The 7,127-nt window shown below is 46.0% G+C and carries 7 protein-coding genes and 1 pseudogene; 3 read left to right on the forward strand and 5 right to left on the reverse strand.

The annotated features are described in order from the left end of the window. A partial coding sequence (locus AK963_RS35815; protein ID WP_066017840.1) for a helix-turn-helix transcriptional regulator occupies positions 1-293 on the forward strand: 293 nt, incomplete at its 5' end. Positions 294-300: 7 nt separating this feature from the next. Here the strand turns inward: AK963_RS35815 and AK963_RS23535 are convergent. The 3 genes from AK963_RS23535 to AK963_RS23545 form a co-directional block, all read right to left on the reverse strand. Continuing rightward, positions 301-1,650, reverse strand: coding sequence for a tyrosine-type recombinase/integrase (locus AK963_RS23535; RefSeq protein WP_066017841.1), 1,350 nt, complete (start codon positions 1,648-1,650; stop codon positions 301-303). 244 nt (positions 1,651-1,894) lie between these two features. Beyond that, a complete protein-coding gene (locus AK963_RS23540) occupies positions 1,895-2,332 on the reverse strand; it encodes an amidohydrolase family protein (protein ID WP_202969845.1) in 438 nt (145 codons plus the stop codon). Positions 2,333-2,399: 67 nt separating this feature from the next. Continuing rightward, positions 2,400-2,729, reverse strand: a complete 330-nt coding sequence (locus AK963_RS23545) for an ArsR/SmtB family transcription factor (RefSeq protein WP_066017842.1) — start codon at positions 2,727-2,729, stop codon at positions 2,400-2,402. A 243-nt stretch (positions 2,730-2,972) separates the two neighbouring features. Here AK963_RS23545 and AK963_RS23550 point away from each other — a divergent pair, with 243 nt between their 5' ends. Then, positions 2,973-3,878: a DMT family transporter gene (locus AK963_RS23550; protein ID WP_066017843.1), complete on the forward strand. Its 906-nt coding sequence runs from the start codon at positions 2,973-2,975 to the stop codon at positions 3,876-3,878. Between the two features lie 46 nt (positions 3,879-3,924). Here the strand turns inward: AK963_RS23550 and AK963_RS23555 are convergent, their stop codons facing one another. Next, complete coding sequence (locus AK963_RS23555; protein WP_238593826.1) at positions 3,925-4,449, reverse strand: hypothetical protein; 525 nt, start codon at positions 4,447-4,449, stop codon at positions 3,925-3,927. A 727-nt stretch (positions 4,450-5,176) separates the two neighbouring features. Here AK963_RS23555 and AK963_RS23560 point away from each other — a divergent pair. Continuing rightward, a complete protein-coding gene (locus AK963_RS23560; RefSeq protein ID WP_066017845.1) occupies positions 5,177-6,859 on the forward strand; it encodes an NAD-dependent malic enzyme in 1,683 nt (560 codons plus the stop codon). Between the two features lie 78 nt (positions 6,860-6,937). Here the strand turns inward: AK963_RS23560 and AK963_RS35820 are convergent. Continuing rightward, positions 6,938-7,127, reverse strand: a pseudogene (locus AK963_RS35820) (IS630 family transposase); the annotation flags it as partial.

Here is a 7,127-nt window from a genome sequence, read left to right on the forward strand (position 1 = left end):
TGGAGCGCTTTCTGAAGCGGCAAAATATCCGCTATGCCAAAACCGGTAAGGATCGGCTGGTGACAACTCAGGCTGCTATTGATGCCTGCTTCCTGCAGCTTCCTGGCAACACTGAAGACGACGAGCTAATTCGCACCGCTGAAGTTGAAAAAATAACCAGTATGACTCGGATGTCTATATACCGGCAGGAAAAGGCCGGGAAATTTCCGAAAAGAATTCAGTTGGGGCCTCGCTCTGTTGGCTGGAAACGATCAGAAGTTATTGCATGGTTAGAACAAAGGCGGTTAGGGTAAATTTACCCTACCGCACCCACACGGGTTTATGCTCCTCCAGTATCTCCTCCAACACACCGTTCCATAAGTTCATGACTTCACTCTTTTCCTCAAGGTAATCAAATTTGTCATAGTAGATGTCAGCCACATCCATCTTTCCATGCCCATGAAGCAGGTTTTTTATGTGCTTGGGAATCTTGTATGGGCCGAGCATTGTTTTGATGGTGGTTCGTGTTTCTCCTAGCGACAGGAGCCTGATATCCAATCCATCGCATATCCTCTTCATGTGCTTGGTGTAAACTTCATGCCCCATCGGTTTATCAGTTAAAAATCCCGCACCTTTTCTGCTGGGAAAAGGGAAATCACAATGACCGGTAATCTGCTGCAAATCCAGCAGTTCCTTCAAAGCCAAATCGTTTAATGGTACTAAATGAGAAACTTCATCACCGCCACGCTTTTTTTTCATATTGGTGACTTCTGTATAAGGGATCTTGCTTTCGAGGTGATAGTCTGTCCAGCTCACTCTGACGAGCTGTTTTATGCGTTGCCCAGCATTGGCTATGGTAAAACGTATAAAGCGACCTGCCACTGGGCCGCAGTATTCAATGGCGTTGAACCAAATATCAGCTAGCTCTTTCCGTGTCCATTTATCCTTTCCTGCACTGTTGAATGTCTTGTTGGATTTGATGTGTTGGAGAGGGTTGGCTATCAGTCCAAATTCATCATCGGCGTAGAGGCTGACTCCGCTGTCCAGCTGTATATTAATCACCTTGTTAAATGCTGCTTTGATATAGTCAAGGAGCTTGTTTGCTGAGGGGCCTTTTCCTCTCTCCAATATATCATTGAGTATCGGTTTTATTTGTTCCCACTCGATGTCTCTGGCAGGCAAAATGAGCAATTGTGGGAATGGCTTCTCTATTTCCCTTTTAAACATCCTTTCTATGTCTTTTCTGGTATCTGTGTCAGTGAGGGTATTTAGGTAAATTTGAAGCATGCGACCAAAGGTTCCATAGCCCTGAATTTCAGCCTGCTTAATCCTGCGCTTTAGTCCTGCCTCAATCTTTAATTCTTTTATCCTCCGTTCTTCCTTTGGGTTTTTTCCTTCTTTGCGAATTTCTGCTTCCTGTAAAACCAGTTCAAATGCCTCAGGAAGTGTTACCCGTTCTTTCTGCTTTCTTGCTGCGTATGTACCGAGGAGTAAGAGTTCTCTTTTTTTCTCCCACTGGTATTTGTAAAAAAAATCAATTTTCCTGTCGCTGACTCTGGCCATCAAAACACCAGGTAATCCATCCAGCTTTTCTGTCAGCTCTCGTTTAGCGTTTGAACCATGCACTTCAGCTTTAGCTTCAGCGAGTGCTACTTCGGTTATCGTGTCCATAACTTCTCCTTTGTCGTTTATTTTTATGTAAGCATCAGCTATGAGTAATGGTGGCTGTTTACGGGAAAAAGTCCAGCTCTGGTGGCTGTCTTGGTGGCTGTTTACCTCTTATTGGTACGGTTGTTTTGATATGATGCGATACACTGACGTTTATGCTTTCATGGCTTAAATAATTGAAAATTATTAATAATTTCTGGTTATATACATCCCGAGACTTATGGATACATAGTACTAACAAGGCTGGTTAATTATTATCATTAATCGGTACCTGTGGACAGAGGCCGGAAGGGAATCCTGTGACGGCTTTGATGCCGTACTCTCTGTGCAGTCGCTCAATCTTGCGGACCTCATCCATGGCGTTATTCGGGTTAGCTTCATAGGATGCAAAGAATCGTTCAGGATGTTGCTTTAACGCTGCCTTGGCTGATTCATTATGATCATCCAGCCCAATCATGGCTCGTTCGATATTGTGCTTATCCATCTGGGCAATGGTGTATGCGATGTAATCATCAGCATCTTCAGCGGGAATATCCTTGAACATGTACTGCGCTGGCATTTTGAACTGGTGTCGACTTTCCTCATCCAGCAGCATGGGTTTCATGTATTCATACCACTGACTGTTATCCTCCCCCGGAATGCTGAGCATCAGGTCAATAACACCAATTTCTTCAGGCATTGGCATGGCTTGGTCCTTTATTGTTTTTTTCTTTTTGGATTCAGGGTGCTGCGATCATCACCGTCAGGCTGACTTAATCCTGCTCCTTAACGTGATTGGCCAGATCAAGAATGACATGACGGATATGGTGATCATCCAGTTCATAGAGCACCTGCTTGCCCTTACGGGTCGATTTCAGAATTCGAGCTTCCCGCAGACTGCGTAAATGATGGCTGGTTAATGGCTGAGACATGCCCGAAATTTCAGATAGGCAGCATACAGGCTGTGGTTCTTCAAGGCAGGCAATGACCAGCTGCAGTCTTTTGGTGTCTCCCAGCAATTGAAAAATTTTTGCCAGCCGACCCATATCTTGTTCAGACAGCTCAGGTAGCAGAGAACAACAGGTTTGATGCATATCGACCATAGGCTTGTCCGAGTCCTATAAAATAATTATTGGTAATGGTATTGCGCTATAAAGGCTTAGTCTATTTTCCTGAGCGTATATCACCAGTAGATAAGCTCTTTTCGCACTTTGCCAGTGGTGGCAAAATGCTCCCAACAAAAAATCGGGCAACAACAATAAGCAGTTTAAGCCTGAACCAATAAATAATCCGGCCAAACTGATGCTGCTGAAAAGGATGGCCGCAAACTAATCGGGTTGTACACTTTGAAAACCAAAGCGCTTCGAGCAGATATGCTACTACTGGTGGTGTCTGCCATATGGGGGTTCGCCTTTGTTGCTCAGATCAAGGGCATGGAGCACCTTGGACCATTTCTGTTTAATGCCTGTCGTTTTGCACTGGGCTTTCTCTCATTATTACCCGTTTATTTTCTTCTAGAGAGTATTTCAGGAAAGAAGGTATCTGGGAATGAAAAGCCATTCGATAATCAATTGCTGCTGAAATGGGGTCCATTAACCGGTGTGGTTCTTTTTCTGGCCTCTTCATTTCAACAGGTTGGCCTGTTGTATACGACAGCGGGTAACTCTGGGTTCATTACTGGTTTCTATATTATTCTAGTTCCTATCCTCGGGATTTGGTTTGGGCACAGTACCCGACCTGCAACATGGCTGGGTGGAGGCATTGCGCTTGCAGGCCTGTATTTCCTGACAGTACAGGATGGTTTTAATCTGAATAAAGGTGATGTACTGACGTTGGGTTCTGCACTGATGTATGCGGTTCAAATTCTACTAATTGGCTGGCTTTCCCGGCATGTTCATCCACTGAGGCTTTCATTAATACAGTTTTTCATGACGGCTCTATGCAGCATGATGGTTGCTCTTTATCTTGAACCCATCAGTTTTGATGCCATTGCAAAAAGTATCGGGCCTTTGCTGTATGCAGGTGTTATGTCTACCGGTGTCGCTTTTACCATTCAAACCATTGCTCAGAGAGACGCAACATCTTCCCATGCAGCAATCATAATGAGTCTGGAAGCGGTGTTTGCCGTACTGGGCGGTTGGTTATTGCTGAATGAGCAACTTGGGATAAGAGGGTTGCTTGGGTGTGGTTTGATGATGACTGGGATGCTGCTGTCACAGCTTAGACGTTCCAGGAAGAGAGCTCTCAATTAACAATGCGCATATGAAAAACGGCCAGCATGTTGCTGGCCGTGTTGTTTTAGTCTGCTAATTTGATCATTGAATAGCCTTGTGACTTGGGGCGCAAAGCCGACATGACGATGGGTACAACGATAAGGGTTGAGAGAGCTCCAGCCCAGAAGCCTTTAAAGACTGCGTAATCCACAGGAGCAAATTGTTCCACTCCGAGTATTGCAAAACCAGTGAGTGGCAATGGCACCGCAATCAGTAATCCAAGTAAACCAAAGCAGAATGCATTTCCCAGCTTGCCGACAGGCAGACGGTTCACCAATTGCTGCAGCCGAGACCCTGGACCAAAGTCAATTTCACCTACTTTTCCCTTGATCAGCTTGCGCTGGTTAACGGAGATCAGGATCAGTGAAATAATGAATGACAGAAGAAATGAAGTCGCAATCATATCCCCGACAAAGTTATTCTCGCCCTTCCAGCTTATAGGGTTACCATCTTTCAGTAACAGCCAGGCAATCAGCATATTAAGCAGGGTATTGGAGGTTCCGCAGACCAGCATTTCGTGCTTCAGGTACTTTGGGGCCGAGAATGACATGTAGGCTTCCGTTTTTAGACAGGGAAGGTCTCGTCATCAAAGAAGTGGGGCTTAAAAAGGGAAACAAACAGATGGGTTTGCAAGCTGTGTGGAAAATAGCTTTGTGTAACTTCCATATTCCCAGTTTTGCTTGGCCGCCTTTCCGATATTACTTCGGATTTAGCTGATCTTCTAAGCTTCCTGGTATCCTTGTTGGTGCTGCGTCCGCAAAAAAGCACCTTGTAAACCCATCTGCTTGTTACTGCCGACACCTTGTTATTATTCTGATGAGTCGACGCTAAACCCTGTTATTGTTTTTATTGTGGGTGTTTTGTTCTTGTTGCTTTTACTAATACAACAGTCGTGCCAAAAATAAGTAAAATCCCTTAAGGCCTTGATGTACGTAGTTTCCGAATGGTCGAATTTTTTTTATGATCACATAATGCTCAGTTTCGATGTTGTTGTTTGTTACCTATTTCCCACAAAGTGTGGCAATACTCCCTGTGAGGTAACAAGCACCTGCTCTTTGCTCTCGGTATGAAATCAATAAAATCTCTTAGACACTGTGTTTTCCAGACAGTTGCTGCCGACGTTATACATATGTGATTGTTTGATTGTTTCGGTTATTCCGTTTGTTCTGCTACTGCACTAAGGATTATCCTTTGTGCCCCTGCTGACACTGACTGTTATATCGGCAGTCCTGGTCGCACTCTTGCTGACAAATCGGCTGAAAAAACGTAGGAAAAAAATGAGCGAACACGACCAATGCATCCATACTGGCCTCACAGGCCGTTTGTTGCTGGAAAACTCCCTGCTGAATAAAGGGACCGCTTTTTCTATGGAGGAGCGGAGTGAGCTGGATCTTCATGGTCTTCTGCCACCAAGGGTAGAGTCGATGGAGGAGCAATGTCGTCGAGCTTATAAGTCCTTCTCAATCAAGCCTACGCCGATACTGAAGCATATCTACCTGCGCTCATTGCAGGATACCAACGAAACACTGTTCTATGCTCTCCTGCAACGTCATCTTCAGGAAATGCTGCCTGTCATCTACACGCCGGTTGTAGGCCAGGCCTGTCAGCGTTTCAGTGACCTCTACCGTCGACCAAGGGGTATCTACATTTCTTACCCCCAGCGTGAGCATATCTCAGCCATGCTGGCTAACTTTAAGCGCAATATTGAAGTAATTGTTGTTACTGATGGTGAGCGCATCCTGGGTCTGGGTGATCAGGGTATTGGCGGTATGGGAATCTGTATTGGCAAGTTGTCTCTTTACAGCGCTGTGGGTGGGATTGCACCGAACAAAACACTGCCTATCGTGCTGGATTGTGGAACCAATAACCGGCAGCTGTTGAATGACCCTAATTATCTGGGCTGGCGTCATGAACGTATTGGTGATGATGAATACTATGCGTTTGTGGATGACTTTATCCGTGCACTGAAGCGTCGCTGGCCAAAAGCACTGTTACAGTTTGAAGATTTTGCCATCAACCACGCTACACCACTGCTGGAAACATACCGGGATGAGCTCTGTTCATTCAATGATGATATTCAGGGCACGGCAGGGGTTACTGCAGCATCACTGCTGGCGGCAGCCAAGGCAGCGGGTAAATCCATCGAGGACATGAAAATTGCCTTCCTTGGTGCAGGATCGGCCGGTTGCGGTATCGCTGAGCAGTTGATCCGCCTGATGGTTGGCCGGGGGCTCAGTGATGAAGAAGCCCGTCAGCGAATATTCATGGTTGATCGCTATGGAGTGCTGAATGATCAGATGGAAGACCTGCGGCCATTCCAGCAGCGGCTGGTACAGAGCTGTGAAGAACTCCGTCAATGGGGCTGTGACGAGAACCCCGGATTACTGGAAGTTGTCACTCATGCAAAGCCTGATGCCATTATTGGGGTATCAGGTCAGCCAGGACTGTTCACTCGGGAAGTCATTGAGAAAATGGCTGAGAACCATGAGCGGCCCATTGTCTTTCCTCTGTCAAACCCAATCAGCCAGGTTGAAGCAACACCAGAAGATATTATTGAGTGGAGTGAAGGTCGAGCTTTGATTGCTACTGGCAGCCCATTTGACCCAGTTGAGTACAATGGTAACCGTTACCCGGTTGCTCAATGTAACAACATCTACATATTCCCGGGGCTGGGCCTTGGTGTTCTGGCCAGTGATGCTGAAAGAGTTTCTGATGGCATGCTGGATGCAGCGGTCGAAACTCTGGCTATGGCTTCACCAGCTGTTATGAATCCGGAAGCGGCTCTTCTGCCTGAGTTGAACCGTATTCACCAGGTGACCTGTGAGATAGCGATTGCCGTAGCCAGAAAAGCGCAGGAAGAGGGGCTGGCACCAAAATGTGAGCAAACTACATTGGAAGCCAGAGTCAGAGGCAAGCGCTGGAGCCCTGAATATCGCAGAGTTTATCTGTCTGATTCTTGAAAGCAGTGCCTAGGAGAAAGGGATTTTTCGTCTTGGTATAAAGAAGGATAAGCAGATAATACCAATTGAATTTTCTAACTACTGTATAACTGCCCAATCACGGGAGCACAGACTGAACAGTCGACCAGCTTCGCTGCAAAGGTTATTCCAAGCTTCACAGCAACAATCTACAATATTTTCATAACCTGAAAATGCTTTGTTTGATAAGTCATGCTCCCGCATCCACTCCCATAGCCTTTCTGAGCTGTTTAACTCCGGTGCGAATGGT

This window comes from Endozoicomonas atrinae, assembly GCF_001647025.1.
GTDB classification, from domain to species: Bacteria; Pseudomonadota; Gammaproteobacteria; order Pseudomonadales; family Endozoicomonadaceae; genus Endozoicomonas; species Endozoicomonas atrinae.

What these genes read in the sequence shown, in the direction of transcription:
- AK963_RS23535 (WP_066017841.1), bottom strand. Translation starts at nt 1,650, where the DNA reads ATGGACACGATAACCGAAGTAGCACTCGCTGAAGCTAAAGCTGAAGTG.
- AK963_RS23540 (WP_202969845.1), bottom strand. Translation starts at nt 2,332, where the DNA reads ATGCCAATGCCTGAAGAAATTGGTGTTATTGACCTGATGCTCAGCATT.
- AK963_RS23545 (WP_066017842.1), bottom strand. Translation starts at nt 2,729, where the DNA reads ATGGTCGATATGCATCAAACCTGTTGTTCTCTGCTACCTGAGCTGTCT.
- AK963_RS23555 (WP_238593826.1), bottom strand. Translation starts at nt 4,449, where the DNA reads ATGTCATTCTCGGCCCCAAAGTACCTGAAGCACGAAATGCTGGTCTGC.
- AK963_RS23560 (WP_066017845.1), top strand. Translation starts at nt 5,177, where the DNA reads ATGAGCGAACACGACCAATGCATCCATACTGGCCTCACAGGCCGTTTG.